We start from the raw sequence: 14,627 nt of genomic DNA on the forward strand, positions 1-14,627 counted from the left end.
CGGACGCCGGGGGGCGTCCGGATGGAAGGCTCAGGGCGCCTTGACGGCCGTTGCGGCCGAGCCCGAAACCGGGGCGCTGGCAGTGTTGACCGTCGCAGACGAGGCCGCTGCCGCGCTTTGAGCACCGCTGGCGGGTGCGGGCGCTGCGGTGGCCGCTGCCGCCGCAGGCTGCGCAGCCGTTTGTGCCGGCATTGCCGAAGCCGCCGAAGCGGGCACGGCAGCCGATGCTGCAGGACCCGTTGCGGCAGGAGCCGAAGCCGCCGCCGGCAGCACCGGCGTGAGCAGCGTCGCCTCCGAGGCGGGCGACGCCGGGAAAACCGCATGCACGCCGCTTGCGGCGGCAACGGGCGCGGCCGCGTGCGCGGTTGCTTGCGCGGGCGTTGCGCTCGTTGCGTTCGTTGCCGGCGTCGGGCTTGGCACGGAGGAACCATGCAGCACCGTCGCCCCCGTCATCGCAGCGGCCGCTGCGGCCGCAGCAGCCGCTGGCGCCGTGGAAGCGCCCGGCGCCGCCGTGTTCATCATCGGATCGGGCTCGAGTTGCAGCGGCGTGGCCTTGATGTTGCCGCCCGGCACCGGCTCGCTGCGCGCGACGCCGCCCAGATAGCGCCCCACGAGATCGAAGAAGCGCTTGTAGAACGCGGTCGACTGGACCGTCTCGCTCGAGACCTTGACCATTTCGTCGCTGTTCGAGTGGATCGGCAGCGAGACAGACCCGAGAATCGACAATCCAACGCTAGCCGAGGTCGCGCTCTTCTTGAGCGCATAGCCGTTCTGCACGGCATTGACGTACAGCATGCTCGTGTTCGTGGCGTCGGCCGGCGTGCACACCACGTGCACCTCCACGACGATGTGCTGGTCCACGGACGGCTGGAAGTTCTTGGTGGCGTCGACGGTGTCGTTGCGCGTCATCGTCGTCATGTAGCCCTGGCTCAGCAGCGCGCGGCGCGCGGCCTCGCAGGCATCGGCGCTGGCGTAGTTGAAGCCGTGCGAGAACGGGCTCGGAGCGCTGCTCAGCAGCTGGTCGTCCCGAAACGCCGGTGTGGGCGACGAGCACGCGCTGAGGGCGGCGACAAGCGGAATCAGCAGAAACGGAACGACTCTTGAAATACGGGGCATGGTGCGTACGAACGGGCGGCGAGCGTGCCGGCAAACGAGAGGACGGCATGCATTGTAGTTCGGTTCGGGTCCGCGTGACCGAAGTGGCTGTTTGACCCCGACCCTGCAATCGCGTTCGCACGCGGCCCCAAAAACGAAAAAACGGGCTGTCGCGCGAAGCGAAGCCCGTTTTGAGTTGCCGCACGCGGCACGCTTCCTTACACGGCCATTTCGGGCGGCGCCTGGCGGAAGCAGCGCGTGATCCAGCCTAGATATGCGAGCCCGAGCACGAACCAGATCACGCCGAGCGCGATGGCGGTTTTCTCGAGGCTGCACAGCAGCCAGATGTCGGTGATGGCGCCGATGAGCGGGAACACGAGGCCGCCCATGAAGCCGAAGCCGCGCGTGCCGGCCGCGCCGCTCAGGTACTGGCGGATCACGCACAGGTTCACCGAGGTGAACGCGAGGAACGCGCCGAAATTGATGAACGAGGTGGAGGTGGCGACGTCGAGCTTCAGCGCAATCAGGCCGATTGCGCCGGCAATCGCAATGTTGATGGCGGGTGTGCGAAAGCGCGGGTGGATGAAGCCGAAGATCGACTTGGGCAGCACTTCGTCGCGGCCCATCGCGTAGAGCAGGCGTCCCACGCTCGCCTGCGCCGAGATGCCGGAGGCGAACTGCGCGAGGATCAGGCCAGCGAGGAAGATCGTCACGAAAATGTCGCCGCCTACTTTGCGCGCGATTTCGAACGCGGCCGAATCGGGGTCCTTGAACACGGCGCCCGGATGCGCGAGCTGCAGCGTGTACGCGGCGATCACGAAGATCGCGCCGCCCAGCAGCGCGATCAGCACGATGGCGCGCGGGATGTTCTTTTCCGGCTCGATGGTTTCTTCGGTGAGCGTGGACACGGCGTCGAAGCCGAGATACGAATACGCAGCAATGGCCGCGCCGGCCATCGTGGCCGAAAGCGGCACGTGCGGCTGGAAGAACGGCTGCGCGGCGAGCAGGCCGCCGGGGCCGGCCGCGGCCGCCGCATAGTGCAGGCACAGCACGACGAAGACGGCGGCAATGCCGAGCTGCACGATCATCAGCACGATGTTGAAGCGCGCCGCGAGCTCGATGCCGATGATGTTCAGGCCGCTCGTGAGCACGATGAACGCGACGATCCAGATCCACGCGGGTACGTGCGGAAATGCGGCGCCCAGGTAGGCCGCGCCGATCAGCCAGATCACCATCGGCAAGAAGAAGTAGTCGAGCAGCGTGGCCCAGCCGATCATGAAGCCCATGTGCGCATTGAAGCTCTTGCGCGTGTAGGTGTAGGCCGAGCCCGCCACCGGGAACAGGCGCGCGAGCTTGCCGTAGCTGAGCGCCGTGAACACGATCGCGACGAGCGCGATGAGATAGGCGAGCGCGGCGGTGTCCTGGCTCGCGCCCGCGAGTACGCCATAAGTCCCGTAGACGATCAGCGGCGCCATGTAGGCAAGGCCGAACAGGAGCACAGAGGGCAGGCCGAGCGTGCGTTTGAGATGCGGTTCGCGCGTGTGGCCTGGTGCGCTTGTTCCGTTCGTGCCGCTGGCACCGCTGGTGCGGCGTTCAGCCGGCGTTGAGGAAGGCTTCATGATGCAGGTGTCTCCTGAGTGCTGCGGGTGTCGTCCGCGCGCGTTTGTGCGCGCGTGAGTGCGCGCTGCCCCGGCGGGGCAGCGCACGCCTCGTGGCTTCTATCGTTTGCTGGTGGGTTGTGTGTGATGCGCGAGCGCAGCCCGCGCCGGGGCTATGCGACTACGCTGCTGGCTCAGCGGCTCGCGCGGGCGCGGATGTTGAGCGAGCGGTGGCCCTGCGCGTCGTTTTCATCGACGAGATTCAGCGCGACGCGCGCATCGTGCAGATAGCTGTAATGCTCGCGGCTTTGCGCGAGCAGCGCGCGATCCACGGTCACGGGCAGCACCGCGTCTTCGCTTTTGAGTTCGGCGAGCACGTCGCCGAACGGGCTGATGAGCGCCGATTCGCCGGGAAACGTGAGGTTGTCGTCGCCATCGCCGATGCGGTTCACGAGCGCCGCGAACGCCTGGTTCTCCATCGCGCGCGCGACAATGGCGCGGCGATGCACCGGGCCGAACGGATTCATGTTGCCGTTGGTGACGATCAGCATTTCCGCGCCGAGCATGCCGAGCGCGCGCGCGGATTCCGGAAATTCGATGTCGTAGCAGATCAGCAGGCCAACGGTCATGCCCTTGAATTCGCAGACCTCGAAGCGGTCGCCGGGGGTGAAGACGCCTACGTCGGTGGCCCACAGGTGGGTCTTGCGGTAACGCAGCGCGATCTCGCCGAGTTCGTCGATCAGGACGGTGGTGTTGTAGAAGCGTTCGCCATCACGCTCGGCAAGGCCCACGGCCACGGCCACCCGGGCGTTGCGCGCGGCGTCGCGCACGGCGGTGAGCGACGGGCCGGAGAGCGTCTCGGCCACGTCGCGCACGCTCTCGCGAGTGGGAAAGCCGGTGAGCGTGGCTTCGGGGAACACCATCAGGTCGGTACCCGCACGGCGCTTGCCGATCGCGTCGAGCGTGCGCGCCAGATTGGGCGCGATAACGCCGTCAACGAGGGGGATTTGTGCGAGTTCGAGTTGCATGCCTGTCTCCTGGCTCCGCGTAAGCGCGATGAGCGGCTATTATCACCACGTTATTTTTGCCCGGAAATTACCCTGCAGGGTTACCCTGACCGGAGGAACCATGGATCTCGACTGGCAAGACCGCGCGTTCCACCACCATATTGCGACGCTGATCGAAGCCCTCGACGGCCCCGACTTCTGGACTCGCATGACACGCGTGATCGAGCGGTTCGTCGCTTTCGACAACTGGGTCGCGCTCGTCTTTACGCGCGATCGCGCGCCGCTTGTCTGCGCCGAATCGCCGATGCCCGACGGTAGCGTGGATCTGTTGTTCCGCGCGTATCTGGAGGGCATGTACCAGCTCGATCCGTTCTATATCCACGCATGCGAAAAGCCGCGCGCGGGGCTCGTCACGCTCGCCGAAGTCGCGCCCGATAACTTCCGCATGACCGACTACTACCAGCGCTATTTCAAGAGCAACATCATCGGCGACGAAGTGCAGTTCAATCACCCGCTCGACGCGCGGCGCACGCTGATTTTCTCGCTGGGCGCAACGCACCATTACACCGAGCGCGATATTGCGATGTTCGCGATGTTCGCGCCGTGGGTGATGGCGTTGATGCGGCAGCGGCTGCCTTACGAGACGCTCTCGATGCGCGAGGCCGCAGACGCGGACGGCGCCGCGCCGCGCTCCGAGTCCGCAGCGGCAAGCGATATGGACTACGCGAGCCGCTTCGAGGCGGTCGCGAAGCAAAGCGGCCGCACGCCGCTCACGGCGCGCGAGATCGAAGTGGTGCGCCAGAGCCTTTCGGGATTTTCGACGCGCGCGATTGCCGAGCGGCTCGACATCTCGTTCGAAACCGTGCGTGCGCACAAAAAACATATTTACGCGAAGCTCGGCGTTAGTTCGCAGTCTGAACTATTTGCGCTGTTCTACGAGCCGATGGGGCGTGAAGTGGGGTAACGCGCGCGGCGCGCGTGTCAGAACTCGACCAGCGCGAAATCTTCCTTGCCCACGTCGCATAGCGGGCAGCGCCAGTCGTTGGGCACGTCGGCCCAGCGCGTGCCGGGGGCGAGGCCGTCGTCGGGGGCGCCGGCTGCTTCGTCGTACACCCAGCCGCAGATCACACAGACCCATTGCTTGAAGGCTTGATCGGACTGAGTGGCGTGTGCAGCAGTTGCGATGGCGGCATCCGCGTGGGGCTCGCGCGGCGTGTCGAGCGCCACGACGAGCGGCGCCGAAGTGGTTTCGCGCGCGGCCAGCTTTGCTTGCAGCGTTTCGAGCAGCGCGGTGGCTTCCGCGGCGGTGAGGTCGATCCAGTAGGGATCGCCTGCGCCATCGTTCAGGCGTTCGGGTGAGAACTGGATTTCGAGGGCGACGCCTTTCTTGTACATAAGCAAAATCGGTAGAACGTGCGGCCGGCGCGGTGCTCAGGCGAAGTGCTGGAGCACGAGCGAGGCCGCGATGCCGCCGAAGGCGATCAGCGCGAGCATCTGCAAAAGCGAGATGGATTTGCGCGCGGGTGCGTTTGCGGTGGCGGGGACGGATTGACGGTTCGAGTTCATGGCGTGCGGTGCGGATGTGATGCGTTTGTGCGTTACTGGTGCGTTGCTGTTGCGTTGGATGCGCCAGGATCGGCGCGGCCGGGAAGTTTCGCACGATTTCGCATCCGGGGGGACGATTGCGCGCAATTCGCGCGCACCGGTCGCACCCCAAGGGGGCAGCCGCACGGTGGCCCTGATTATCGCCGCTAATGCGCCGAATATTGCGAAGCGTGCGGAGATGGATTATTTCGCGAGGGTTGGGAGCGGAGGGGGCGAGGCCATACGGCCGCGTCCTCAAAACGAGCAGCAATCCCGGTGATTTCGATGTTTCTGATAACGGCGTCCCGCACCAATTCGTCGGACTCGAATGCTCGCTTGTCCATGCCCTTGGTGTACCGATCTATGCGACCGATGGCGTCGAGAATGTGTTGCAGATACTCAGGCAACCGGAGCTTGTCGCGACTCATACGGGCTTCGCTTCGGCAATCACGGCCGCCCGGAAGGATTCGGGCAATGCCTTGGGCGTCAACACGTCAACTACGACGCCGAGCAGTTGGACCAAGGCATCCTGAATGATGCCGATGTCGAGCAACGACGTTTCCGGTGTCGGGTCGACCAGAATGTCCAGATCGCTGCCGTCCTCATCGTCGCCACGCGCTACCGAACCGAATACACGCGGGTTCATCGCTTTGTTGGCTTTCACGATCTCGCGAATTTCGGCGTGGTGTGCATTCAGGGCGCGGAGGGTCTCATGGAGTTCTCCAGTCCGGGAAGGTCATTCGGGTGCATATGGGGGCATATAGCAGACGATGATAGCGCCCATCCACGTTTGCCTTTTTGTCCTTTATCCCTATGGTCGCCAGCGGGAGCGGGCATCGCTCACTGCCCGCACAGCTCCTCGAGGCACGCATCGAACGCGCCGATCAGACGCTCGACATCGGCTTCGGCGGTATCGGGGCACACGAGCATCATGTTGTGAAACGGCGTGATGAGCACGCCCCGGTTGAGCAGATACAGATGGATGACTTGCTCGAGTTCGTCGTCCATCGCGGCGCGCGCCTCGCTGCCGTTGCGCGGCGGCGTGGCGCAGAACTGGAACTCGCTGCGCGCGCCCACGCGCGTCACGCACCACGGCAGCGCATGGCGCGCGATCGTGGCCGTGAGGCCCTGCGCGAGGCGCTCGGCGAGTGCGAACATCCGCGCATAGGCCGCGTCGGTCATGACTTCGTCGAGCGTCGCGCGCATGGCGCTCATCGAGAGCGCGTTTGCCGTGAGCGTCGTGCCGATGCCCGAGTGGCCCGGCGGCGCGTCGAGCTTCGCTTTTTGCGCACGCGCGGCGAGTTCGGCGGAAAAGCCATACACCGCGCACGGCACGCCCCCGCCCACGGGCTTGCCCAGCACGAACAGATCGGGCTCGATGCCGTGCTCGCGCGCATAGCCGCGCGGACCGCTGCTGATGGTGTGCGTTTCGTCGATCAGCAGCAGCGTGCCGTGGCGCTTCATGAGTGCTTGCGCGTCGCGCCAGAAGCCAGCATCGGGCAGCACCATGCCTACGTTGGTCATAGCGGGCTCGGCGAGCACGCAGGCCACTTCGCCATCAGCGAGCGCGCGCTCGAGCGCATCGAGGTCGTTGAATTCCACCACGCGCGTGTGCGGCAGCAGGTCGTGCACCTGGCCCAGCAGGCTTGCGCGCTGCGTGGGCCGGCCATCGACGAGATCGACGAAGACATCGTCCACGGTGCCGTGATAGCAGCCGTTGAACACGACGATCGCGTTGCGTCCGGTGGCCGCGCGCGCCCAGCGCAGCGCGAAGCGGTTGGCGTCGCTCGCGGTCATGGCGAACTGCCAGTACGGCAAGCCGAAGCGCTGCGCGAGCGCCGCGCTCACGGCTACTGCATCAGCGCCTGGCAGCATGGTCGTGAAGCCGCGCTGCGCCTGGCGCGCGAGCGCCTGGGCGACGGCGGGCGGGGCGTGGCCGAACATCGCGCCCGTGTCGCCGAGGCAGAAGTCGATGTAGCGGTGGCCGTCCACGTCGGTGAAGGTTGCGCCGCGCGCCGCATCCACATAGAGCGAAAACGGCGTGGACCAGTCGTTCATCCAGTGCAGCGGCACGCCGAACAGCAGATGCTGCGCGGCTTGCACGGAGAGGGCTTGCGACTTCGGGCGCGCGGCGACAAAGGCATCGCGCTCGCGTGCCAGGAGGCGCTGCGCGCGCTCCCGGTTCACGCCTTGGCGGTCTTGCATGGGGGCTTCCTCGAGGATCGAATCGCGCCGATCCTCGCATGCACCCGCACCGAAGTAAATTCGGGCGCGCCCGTGCTACTTCCGTTATCTGCGTTACTTCCGGTCGATCGAGAACTTGCCTGGCCCGGCCACGGCGAGCGCGATCAGGCCGCCCGCGATGCTGACGTTCTTGTAGAAGTTGATCATGTTCGCCATCTGCTCCATGCCGGTCATAGTCCAGAAGTGATGGCCGATGAACGCGGTAGCGATGGTATAGATCGCCAGCAGCACGGCGAGCGGGCGCGTAAAGAAGCCCACGAGCAGGAGGATGCCCACCACGAGTTCCATGACGATGGCGATAACGGCCGAGAGCATCGGCACGGGCGCGCCTTCGTGCGCCATGAAGTCGACGGTGCCGGCAAACCCGGTGATCTTGGACCAGCCGAACAGGATGAACAGCGACGTCAGCAGGACGCGCGAGACGAGCAGGGCGAGGTCGTTACCCTGGCCAAAGAGGTTGTATCGCATGGCAGTGCTCCCGAGAGATTAAAGACGTTGGTTTGTTTGCCTTGCTGCAGGCGTCGGCAGCGCGGCCCGCGGGTTTGCGGGCCGCGCCGGAACTGCTTACGACCAGAGCTCCGACACCTCGATATTACGCAGATCGAACACCAGTACTTCGGCATCGTGTCCATCGGTGAAGGTCAGCTCGCGCTCCGAGCGGATGCGCGCGCCGTCGCCTTCGCCCAGTTCCACGCCGTTGACCTTCACGCTGCCGCGCGCCACGTGCACATAGGCGTAGCGGTCCGCGCCAAGCTCGATCTTCGCGCTTTCCGCGCCATCGAAGCGGCCCGCGTAGACACGCGCGTCCTGGCGCAGTTCCAGCGAGTCGGCGGCGCCGTCCGGCGAGAGAATCAGGCGCAGCTTGCCACGCTTTTCCGCGTCGGCAATATTCTTCTGCTGATAGCGCGGCTGTGCGCCCTTCACGTTCGGTGCGATCCAGATCTGCAGGAAGTGCACCGGCTGTTCGGCCGAGTGGTTGAACTCGCTGTGCGCGACGCCCGTGCCGGCGCTCATCAGCTGCACGTCGCCGGGGACGATCACCGAGCCTGTGCCCATCGAATCCTTGTGCTCGAGCCCGCCTTCCAGCACGTACGAGAAGATTTCCATGTCGCGGTGCGGATGCTTGCCGAAGCCGCGCCCTGCGGCCACGCGGTCGTCGTTGATCACGAGCAGGTCCGAGAAGCCGATCTGTTGCGGATCGTAGTAGTTCGCGAACGAAAACGTGTGGCGCGAGCTGAGCCAGCCATGTTCGCCGCGGCCGCGTTGGTCTGCCTTGCGAAGTTCGATCATGTTCGTTTCTCCGTTGGTTCCGATATCCGGTTGCGATGAACAGAGTTTAGGTCAACCAAAGCGGTACGGAGCGTCGTAAAATACGACGCACTGTCGTATTAAGGTGGACAATTGCCATGCAACTCGACGACATGCGCATCTTCGTCAGCGCCGTGGAGGCGGGCAGTTTCACGGCGGCGGCTAACCGGCTGCGGCTTTCGAAGCAGTTCGTGAGCCGCCGCGTGGCCGCGCTCGAAGCAGACTTGGGCGCGCGCCTGCTGGTGCGCAATACGCGCAAGCTGGCCGCGACGGACCTCGGCCAGGAGTTCCACGAGCGTGCGAAGCGCATCCTCGCCGAGGTGGCCGACACCGAACAGGCCATGTCTGCACGCCGCTCGGAGCCGCGCGGCTTGCTCAAGGTAAGCGCGCCGATGTCGTTCGGCATGGCCCATCTCTCGCCGCTCGTCGCCGAATTCCTGCGCGCGCACCCGGATGTGCATTTCGACATGGACCTGAGCGACCGCAACGTCGACGTAATCGGCGAGGGCTTCGACATGGCGCTGCGCATCGGGCGGCTCGCCGATTCCACGCTGATCGCCCAGAAGCTCATCGAGGTGCGCATGATCGCCTGCTGCAGCCCCGGCTACCGGCGCCGGCACCGCGTGCTGCAAACGCCCGCCGATCTCGCGCAGCACGCCTGCCTGCCCTACGGACAGCAGGGGCGCGCGTCGTGGGACTTCATGATCGACGGGGTGCGCACGCCCTTCGAGGTGCACGGGCCGCTGCGCGCCAACAACGGCGAGGTGCTTCGCGACGCGGCCGTGGCGGGCCTCGGCATCTGCTATCTGCCGGATTTCATCGTGGCGGGATCGGTTGATGCGGGGTTGCTGGTGGAGGTGCTCGAAACGTTCATGCCGCCGCCTAACGGGCTGCACGCGCTGTATCCGAAGCACCGCGAAGCTTCCGTGACCATTCGCGCATTCACGCAATTTCTGCGCGAACGTCTTGCGGCTCGCGCGGCAACCGCGCGTGGCGGAGCGCTTTGATGCGCAATCCACGGAGATTCGGGGCGCCGCCCTTGTGATTTGCCGGTTGCGCCCGCATCTGACAGCCTGCCGCCCCGGCGGCGCTGCCCGGAATATCGGGCGGATGAGGTGGAATGTCGCAATTTCGTTGTATGCTCACCGCCCCGAGGGTTGCTCACGCTGCCTCGATGCGGGCGGGGAATGCCGTGCTGGCGGACTTTGGAGGCCCTTTAAGGGTTTTCTATGAGGATCGATAGGCACGGTTTATTCCGGCGATCAACGTAATCAATTTTTCAAATGGTCGTGGTTCCCGTAACCTACGTCTATCCCTTTCCAACCCAGAGCGAGGAAACAACTGATGTCTCTCATCAACACGCAAGTCAAGCCGTTCAAGGCCACCGCATTCCACAATGGCAAGTTCGTTCCGGTCTCTGAAGAGAACTTCCTGGGCAAGTGGTCCGTGGTCGTGTTCTACCCGGCCGACTTCACTTTCGTGTGCCCGACCGAACTCGGCGACCTGGCCGACCAGTACGCGGAATTCCAGAAGCTGGGCGTTGAAATCTACGGTGTGTCGACCGACACGCACTTCACGCACAAGGCATGGCACGACACGTCGGAAACCATCGCCAAGATCAAGTACCCGCTCGTCGGCGACCCCACGGGCGCGCTCACGCGCAACTTCGACGTGATGATCGAAGAAGAAGGTCTGGCGCTGCGCGGTACGTTCGTGATCAACCCGCAAGGCGAGATCAAGCTGTGCGAAATCCACGACAACGGCATTGGCCGTGACGCCAAGGAACTGCTGCGCAAGGTTCAGGCTGCCCAGTACGTTGCGGCTCACCCGGGCGAAGTGTGCCCCGCCAAGTGGACGCCGGGCGCTGAAACGCTCAAGCCGTCGCTCGACCTCGTCGGCAAGATCTAAGCGTCGATGTTCGAATGCGGTCGCCCTGACCGCATGACGCTGAAAAATTCACTGAGCTGTAAAACCGGGCCGCGCCCTTCGCGGCTTGCGGCCCGGAACCCTTGCGGCAGGGCCCAAAAGGCTTTGTTGTCGCCAGGAATTAGTTAGCATTCCAACGCTTCTTCTCCAGCAGGAAAAAACGCCATGCTCGACGCCAACCTCAAAGATCAACTCAAAAACTACCTCGAAAAAGTCACGCAGTCGATCGAGATCGTTGCGTACCTGGATGACGGCGAGAAGTCGCAGGAACTGCAGCAACTGCTGCAGGACATCGCATCGCTTTCGGATCGCATTGCCTACGAAGAACGCCGTGGCGCCGCAATTGGCGACGCGCGTACTCCTTCGTTCGAGATCAAGCGCGCGAACTCCGACGTCAAGGTGACGTTCGCGGGCATTCCGATGGGCCATGAATTCACGTCGCTCGTGCTGGCACTGCTCCAGGTGGGCGGCCACCCGGTCAAGCTCGAGAACGACACCATCGAACAGGTGAAGGCGCTCGACGGCGTGTTCTCGTTCGAAGTCTATATGTCGCTGTCGTGCCAGAACTGCCCTGAAGTCGTGCAGTCGATCAACGCAATGGCCGCGCTGAACCCGAACGTGCAGATCGTCACGATCGACGGCGCATTGTTCCAGGACGAAGTCGAGCAGCGCAAGATCATGGCTGTGCCGACCATCTTCCTGAACGGCGAAGTGTTCGGCCAGGGCCGCATGGGCGTCGAGGAGATTCTCGCGAAGCTCGACACCGGCGCTTCGGCGCGTGCCGCCGAGAAGCTCAACCAGAAGGAAATTTTCGACATGCTCATCGTCGGCGGCGGCCCCGCTGGCGCGGCGGCTGCGATTTACGCGGCGCGCAAGGGCATTCGCACCGGCGTGCTCGCCGAACGCTTCGGCGGGCAGGTGCTCGACACGATGTCGATCGAGAACTTCGTCTCGGTGCAGGAAACCGATGGGCCGAAGTTCGCCGTGGCGCTCGAACAGCACGTGCGCGCCTACGACGTCGACATCATGAACCTGCAGCGCGCCGAAGCGCTCACCGCCGTGGGCAACGGCTTCGAAGTGCACACCGCGAGCGGCGCGACGCTGCGCGCGAAGAGCGTGGTGCTCGCTACGGGCGCGCGCTGGCGCAATGTCGATGTGCCGGGCGAGCAGGAGTACAAGAACAAGGGCGTGGCGTACTGCCCGCACTGCGATGGCCCGCTGTTCAAGGGCAAGCGCGTGGCCGTGATCGGCGGCGGCAACTCGGGCGTCGAGGCGGCTATCGACCTCGCGGGCATCGTGAGCCATGTGACGCTGCTCGAATTCGGCGCGCAACTGCGTGCGGACGAAGTGTTGCAGCGCAAGCTGCGCAGCCTGTCGAACGTCACCGTGCACGTGAATGCGCAGACCACGGAAATCTCGGGCGACGGCCAGAAGGTCACGGGCCTTGCGTACCTCGACCGCACCTCGGGCGAGAAGCATCGCGTCGAACTCGAAGGCGTGTTCGTGCAGATTGGCCTCGTGCCGAACACAGAATTCCTCAAGGGCACGGTGGCGCTTTCGAAGCATGGCGAGATCGAAGTGGACGCGAAGGGCCAGACTTCGGTGCCGGGCGTGTTCGCAGCCGGCGATGCGACGACCGTGCCGTTCAAGCAGATCGTGATCGCCGTGGGTGAAGGCGCGAAGGCTTCGCTCGGTGCGTTCGACTATCTGATCCGCTCGTCGGTTGAGCAGGAAGAAGAGGCGGGCGCGGCGGCAGTGGTGGCTTGAGTCCCGCAGCCACGCAAGTTGATTTTTGGTGAAACGCCGGCTTTTAGCCGGCGTTTTTTCGTGCGCTTTGTTTCGCCTGGCCGTTGAGCCGTCCTCGTGCGGACACGGTTGCTCAGGCGGCCAGCCGTTGCAGATCGGCGAGTTTGACGTGCTTCGCGGCTTCTTCGAGATCGTAGTCCGTTTGCAGGCTCATCCAGAACTGCGGCGTTGTGCCAAAAACGAAGGACAACCGCAGCGCGGTGTCGGCAGTGACGCTGCGCTCGCCATGCACGATCTCGTTGATGCGGCGCGGCGGAACGCTCATGGCGCGGGCCAATGCATTCTGGCTCATTCCCATGGGCGTCAGAAACTCCTCCTGGGGGACAACGCCGGGATGAACGTTCGCGAGTTTTTTCATAGTCTGCGCCTCGGTTAGTGGTAGTCGACGATTTCGACGTCGTAGGCTCATGCGCTGCATGGAGCTTGCTGCGCGTGATCTGCTGCATTTCCGCAGGCAGACGCCTCGATCGCTCGCCAGTCCATATGAGCGCAGTTTCCCGGTCTTCGAAGTTTTGGATCGCCATGCCAAAGCGTAACGCCACGCATCATATGACGCGTGGCGTTATGGTCGTCCAGAATCTGCCTGAATTCAAGCGATGCTAACAAAGCGCGGTGTCTCATCTCCGCGCCGCATTCTCCCTCTCCACCCGGCAATGATCCTTGCCTCGAGCGAGTTATTCCTGCACGAGCGAGTTGCGATACGAAAACCCGGCAGCCGGCTCCGCATGCTTCTGGCGATGCGCGTTGCGCAGCGGCTTGAGCACGAACACGGCCAGCAGCGCAGAGACCGCCGCCATGCCCGAGGCGAGCATGAACACGGCGTGCCAGCTTCCGGTGGCCGCGGTGATCACGCTGGAGAACGGCACGAGCAGCGCAGCGGTGCCCTTCGCGGTGTAGAGCAGGCCGGCGTTGGTTGCCGCGAACTTCGGGCCGAAGGTGTCGCCGCAAGTAGCGGGAAAGAGGCTGTAGATCTCGCCCCACGCGAAGAACACGATGCCCGTGAGCACGACGAAGGCGACCGGGCTGTGCCCATAGCGCGAGAGCAGCACGATGCCCACTGCCTCCACGGCGAACGCGACGAACATCGTGTTCTCGCGGCCGATGCGGTCCGACACCCAGCCGAAGAACGGACGCGTAAGACCGTTGAGCACGCGGTCGATGGTGAGCGCGAAGGTGAGCGCGGGCAGCGTGAGGCCGAGCAGCGAGACCGGCGCGTCGTGCAGGCCGAAGTCCTTCGCGATCGGGCCGAGCTGCGCGGTCGCCATCAGGCCGCCGGCGGCCATCATCACGAACATCGCGTACATCACCCAGAAGATGGGCGAGGCAATGACCTCGCGCGGGCTCGCGTTATAGACGGCGCTCACGCCTTGTGCGGCGTGCTTCGCGGCTTTTCCGATGGCGCGCGTCGCGGCTGCTGCGCCGTGCGAAGCGGGCGCCGCGAGCGCAAGGCCGAGCACGAGCACGACGATGCCTTGACCGAGTCCGAACCAGAGGAACGTAGCCTCATAGCCGCTGCTTTTGATCATGTTGGCGATGGGCACGACCGTGGCCGCCGATCCCGCGCCGAAGCCCGCCGCCGTGATGCCGGCCGCGAGGCCCCGGCGATTGGGGAACCACTTGAGCGCATTGCCGACGCAAGTGCCATACACGGCCCCCGCGCCAAGCCCGCCCACGGCCGCCGCGACATAGAGCAGGGGCAGCGAAGAGGCGAACGAGTTGAGCACCCATGCGATCGCGCACAGCAGCCCGCCGCCCACGACCACGGGGCGCGGGCCATATTTGTCGACGAGCCAGCCTTCGACAGGCACGAGCCAGGTTTCGGTGACGACGAAGATCGTGAACGCGACCTGAATCGCAGCACGCCCCCAGTGGTACTTCTCGTTGATCGGATTGACGAACAGCGTCCAGCCGTACTGCATGTTGGCGATCATCGCCATGCAGATCACGCCGAACACGAGCTGAACCCATGGCGACGCAAAGCGCGACGCCCCTCCTTGCCGTTGCTCCATCAGTGTCTCCTTGTTGATGTTCCGCGGGGCCGTTTTTACATCGGGTTGCG

At 64.7% G+C, this 14,627-nt stretch carries 16 protein-coding genes; 4 read left to right on the plus strand and 12 right to left on the minus strand.

Annotated features, from left to right (window positions below):
* Positions 1–30: 30 nt before the first annotated feature.
* The 3 genes from NH14_RS01315 to NH14_RS01325 all read right to left on the minus strand — a co-directional run bounded on the left by NH14_RS01315 (position 31) and on the right by NH14_RS01325 (position 3,721).
* Entirely contained in the window at positions 31–1,116 is a 1,086-nt protein-coding gene (locus NH14_RS01315; RefSeq protein ID WP_035528305.1) for a DUF2242 domain-containing protein, read from the minus strand.
* 197 nt (positions 1,117–1,313) lie between these two features.
* Complete coding sequence (locus NH14_RS01320; protein WP_084225545.1) at positions 1,314–2,714, minus strand: APC family permease; 1,401 nt, start codon at positions 2,712–2,714, stop codon at positions 1,314–1,316.
* Positions 2,715–2,887: 173 nt separating this feature from the next.
* A complete protein-coding gene (locus NH14_RS01325; protein WP_035528016.1) occupies positions 2,888–3,721 on the minus strand; it encodes a carbon-nitrogen hydrolase family protein in 834 nt (277 codons plus the stop codon).
* Positions 3,722–3,821: 100 nt separating this feature from the next.
* Here NH14_RS01325 and NH14_RS01330 point away from each other — a divergent pair, with 100 nt between their 5' ends.
* Positions 3,822–4,664 (plus strand): response regulator transcription factor, encoded by an 843-nt coding sequence (locus NH14_RS01330; protein ID WP_035528013.1) that lies wholly within the window; start codon positions 3,822–3,824, stop codon positions 4,662–4,664.
* A gap of 17 nt (positions 4,665–4,681) precedes the next feature.
* Here NH14_RS01330 and NH14_RS01335 read toward each other — a convergent pair whose 3' ends face one another.
* The 7 genes from NH14_RS01335 to NH14_RS01360 all read right to left on the minus strand — a co-directional run bounded on the left by NH14_RS01335 (position 4,682) and on the right by NH14_RS01360 (position 8,818).
* On the minus strand, positions 4,682–5,095 hold the full coding sequence (locus NH14_RS01335) for a rubredoxin (protein WP_084225543.1): 414 nt from the start codon (positions 5,093–5,095) through the stop codon (positions 4,682–4,684).
* A gap of 36 nt (positions 5,096–5,131) precedes the next feature.
* Positions 5,132–5,266, minus strand: a complete 135-nt coding sequence (locus NH14_RS33815) for a hypothetical protein (protein WP_269151802.1) — start codon at positions 5,264–5,266, stop codon at positions 5,132–5,134.
* A gap of 185 nt (positions 5,267–5,451) precedes the next feature.
* Entirely contained in the window at positions 5,452–5,712 is a 261-nt protein-coding gene (locus NH14_RS01340) for a HepT-like ribonuclease domain-containing protein (RefSeq protein WP_035528010.1), read from the minus strand.
* On the minus strand, positions 5,709–5,948 hold the full coding sequence (locus NH14_RS01345) for a nucleotidyltransferase family protein (RefSeq protein ID WP_331253397.1): 240 nt from the start codon (positions 5,946–5,948) through the stop codon (positions 5,709–5,711). The genes NH14_RS01340 and NH14_RS01345 overlap by 4 nt, the downstream gene beginning before the upstream one ends.
* 176 nt (positions 5,949–6,124) lie before the next feature.
* Positions 6,125–7,489, minus strand: a complete 1,365-nt coding sequence (locus tag NH14_RS01350) for an aspartate aminotransferase family protein (RefSeq protein WP_035528004.1) — start codon at positions 7,487–7,489, stop codon at positions 6,125–6,127.
* A 93-nt stretch (positions 7,490–7,582) separates the two neighbouring features.
* Entirely contained in the window at positions 7,583–7,996 is a 414-nt protein-coding gene (locus NH14_RS01355) for a DoxX family protein (protein WP_035528001.1), read from the minus strand.
* Positions 7,997–8,092: 96 nt separating this feature from the next.
* A complete protein-coding gene (locus NH14_RS01360) occupies positions 8,093–8,818 on the minus strand; it encodes a pirin family protein (RefSeq protein ID WP_035527998.1) in 726 nt (241 codons plus the stop codon).
* Positions 8,819–8,934: 116 nt separating this feature from the next.
* On the opposite strand from NH14_RS01360, the gene NH14_RS01365 reads away from it, so the two are divergent.
* The 3 genes from NH14_RS01365 to ahpF all read left to right on the plus strand — a co-directional run bounded on the left by NH14_RS01365 (position 8,935) and on the right by ahpF (position 12,529).
* Positions 8,935–9,843, plus strand: a complete 909-nt coding sequence (locus tag NH14_RS01365) for a LysR family transcriptional regulator (RefSeq protein WP_035527996.1) — start codon at positions 8,935–8,937, stop codon at positions 9,841–9,843.
* A gap of 337 nt (positions 9,844–10,180) precedes the next feature.
* Positions 10,181–10,744, plus strand: coding sequence for an alkyl hydroperoxide reductase subunit C (gene ahpC / locus NH14_RS01370; RefSeq protein ID WP_035527993.1), 564 nt, complete (start codon positions 10,181–10,183; stop codon positions 10,742–10,744).
* 183 nt (positions 10,745–10,927) lie between these two features.
* Positions 10,928–12,529 carry an alkyl hydroperoxide reductase subunit F gene (gene ahpF, locus NH14_RS01375; RefSeq protein WP_035527990.1) on the plus strand — a complete coding sequence of 534 codons (1,602 nt, stop codon included), beginning with the start codon at positions 10,928–10,930 and terminating at the stop codon, positions 12,527–12,529.
* A gap of 112 nt (positions 12,530–12,641) precedes the next feature.
* Here the strand turns inward: ahpF and NH14_RS01380 are convergent, their stop codons facing one another.
* Positions 12,642–12,926 carry a HigA family addiction module antitoxin gene (locus tag NH14_RS01380; protein ID WP_035527988.1) on the minus strand — a complete coding sequence of 95 codons (285 nt, stop codon included), beginning with the start codon at positions 12,924–12,926 and terminating at the stop codon, positions 12,642–12,644.
* Between the two features lie 316 nt (positions 12,927–13,242).
* The gene (gene oxlT / locus NH14_RS01385) at positions 13,243–14,577 is read right to left on the minus strand and encodes an oxalate/formate MFS antiporter (RefSeq protein ID WP_035527985.1); all 1,335 of its coding nucleotides are present in this window, start codon (positions 14,575–14,577) and stop codon (positions 13,243–13,245) included.
* Positions 14,578–14,627 lie beyond the last annotated feature (50 nt).

It is taken from the genome of Paraburkholderia sacchari (assembly GCF_000785435.2).
Taxonomy (GTDB): domain Bacteria; phylum Pseudomonadota; class Gammaproteobacteria; order Burkholderiales; family Burkholderiaceae; genus Paraburkholderia; species Paraburkholderia sacchari.

What these genes read in the sequence shown, in the direction of transcription:
- NH14_RS01365 (WP_035527996.1), top strand. Translation starts at nt 8,935, where the DNA reads ATGCAACTCGACGACATGCGCATCTTCGTCAGCGCCGTGGAGGCGGGC.
- NH14_RS01355 (WP_035528001.1), bottom strand. Translation starts at nt 7,996, where the DNA reads ATGCGATACAACCTCTTTGGCCAGGGTAACGACCTCGCCCTGCTCGTC.
- NH14_RS01350 (WP_035528004.1), bottom strand. Translation starts at nt 7,489, where the DNA reads ATGCAAGACCGCCAAGGCGTGAACCGGGAGCGCGCGCAGCGCCTCCTG.
- NH14_RS01380 (WP_035527988.1), bottom strand. Translation starts at nt 12,926, where the DNA reads ATGAAAAAACTCGCGAACGTTCATCCCGGCGTTGTCCCCCAGGAGGAG.
- NH14_RS33815 (WP_269151802.1), bottom strand. Translation starts at nt 5,266, where the DNA reads ATGAACTCGAACCGTCAATCCGTCCCCGCCACCGCAAACGCACCCGCG.
- NH14_RS01330 (WP_035528013.1), top strand. Translation starts at nt 3,822, where the DNA reads ATGGATCTCGACTGGCAAGACCGCGCGTTCCACCACCATATTGCGACG.
- NH14_RS01335 (WP_084225543.1), bottom strand. Translation starts at nt 5,095, where the DNA reads ATGTACAAGAAAGGCGTCGCCCTCGAAATCCAGTTCTCACCCGAACGC.
- NH14_RS01360 (WP_035527998.1), bottom strand. Translation starts at nt 8,818, where the DNA reads ATGATCGAACTTCGCAAGGCAGACCAACGCGGCCGCGGCGAACATGGC.
- NH14_RS01315 (WP_035528305.1), bottom strand. Translation starts at nt 1,116, where the DNA reads ATGCCCCGTATTTCAAGAGTCGTTCCGTTTCTGCTGATTCCGCTTGTC.
- NH14_RS01340 (WP_035528010.1), bottom strand. Translation starts at nt 5,712, where the DNA reads ATGAGTCGCGACAAGCTCCGGTTGCCTGAGTATCTGCAACACATTCTC.
- NH14_RS01325 (WP_035528016.1), bottom strand. Translation starts at nt 3,721, where the DNA reads ATGCAACTCGAACTCGCACAAATCCCCCTCGTTGACGGCGTTATCGCG.
- ahpF (WP_035527990.1), top strand. Translation starts at nt 10,928, where the DNA reads ATGCTCGACGCCAACCTCAAAGATCAACTCAAAAACTACCTCGAAAAA.
- oxlT (WP_035527985.1), bottom strand. Translation starts at nt 14,577, where the DNA reads ATGGAGCAACGGCAAGGAGGGGCGTCGCGCTTTGCGTCGCCATGGGTT.
- ahpC (WP_035527993.1), top strand. Translation starts at nt 10,181, where the DNA reads ATGTCTCTCATCAACACGCAAGTCAAGCCGTTCAAGGCCACCGCATTC.
- NH14_RS01320 (WP_084225545.1), bottom strand. Translation starts at nt 2,714, where the DNA reads ATGAAGCCTTCCTCAACGCCGGCTGAACGCCGCACCAGCGGTGCCAGC.